We start from the raw sequence: 1327 nt of genomic DNA on the forward strand, positions 1-1327 counted from the left end.
CGACCGCCGCCGCATCTGGCGTTTGATGGCCGGAGTGACGCGGCGTTTCTGGCCGCTGGTGAAGACCCTGAACCTGTGGCTCTGGGGTGCGTTGTGGCCGCGATAGCCGGCGTCGGCGAGGATGCGGCCGATCTGGTTGCCGATGGTCTCCTCCATGTCGGGGATGACGCTTGCCAGCGTGTGGCCGTCATAGGGATTGCCGGGCAGTGCTTTTGCATGCAGGGCGAACTGACCACCCTTGGAGCGCTTCAGCGTGGTGGCCACCGACACCTTCACTCCGAACTCGTAGGGCATGTGCGCCTTGCCCTTGCCGATGCATTCCACCTCGTGCGCGTGCAGGCTGTAGATCTTGCGGCCGCGCTGACGCTGGCGCTGCTCGAGAACGGTGGCGGCCTGGTAGAGCGGCCATTTGAAGAGCGCGTCCAGCCTCGCATCGCCGGCGACCTGGCGACCGATGTCGCGAATGGTCCGGCCGAGATAGGTCTTGAGCCTGCGCAGCGCCTTGTTGGCCCGCTTGAACTGCTTGGCGTGGGCATAGCGCTGGTGCTTGATCAGCGCCAGCTTGCCGACCCGCACATAGGTCTGGCGCAAATTGAGCCCCGTCCTCCTGGCCAGCCGCACCAGCCGCTCGCGCGCCCGGTGAATGAGCTTGGCGTCGGTCGGGAACATCACGTTCTTCGGCTGCACGGTTGTGTCGACGATCACCTGGCGCGTGTCGGACGGCTTCATCGCCCCGGTCTTGACCGCGAGGCTGAGGCTTTCCTGCAAGAGCGCCACGATCCGCTCCTCGCCCATGCGGCCGCGCCAGCGCGTCATCGACGAGCGATCGAACGGCAGCGCGTGGCAGAAGAATTCCTCGCCGCAAAGATACTGGAAGTAGGGGTTCTCCACCCAGCGCTCGCACAGCACCTCGTCCGACAGGTTGAAAGTGTGCTTGAGGATGGCCAGCCCCGCCATCAGCCGGGTCGGCAGCGGCGGCATGCCGGGGCCGTCCGAATAGACGGCGCCGAAACGCTCCTCCAGCACCGGCCAGTCGATCGCCTGCGCCAGCCGCACCAGCTCGTGCTTCATGTTGATGATCTGATCGAGCCTGGAGCGGAACAGATCCTGCTTTCCCGCCTCGCGCTTCTCGCGTGGCCTGGACATTCGCCGTCCCCTCGATTCGCCGCCGCCGAACCAAGTGAATCACGCGCCGCAGCACAAGGGAATCGCAAAACGAATTGCAGGAAAACAGCCCCCATAAACCGCTAATCCTGCAATCCAAAAGCCGCTATCCGCCTCAATCAACATGCCAGATCAACGGCTTGCGGATAGTTCACGGTCGACG

At 64.4% G+C, this 1327-nt stretch carries 1 protein-coding gene; it reads right to left on the bottom strand.

From position 1 onward, the window contains the following. The coding region (locus tag NKH05_RS32940; protein WP_353017951.1) for an IS5 family transposase at positions 1-1146 on the bottom strand (1146 nt) is incomplete at its 3' end. Positions 1147-1327 lie beyond the last annotated feature (181 nt).

The organism is Mesorhizobium sp. M1399 (assembly GCF_040317735.1).
In the GTDB taxonomy this organism is placed as follows: domain Bacteria; phylum Pseudomonadota; class Alphaproteobacteria; order Rhizobiales; family Rhizobiaceae; genus Mesorhizobium.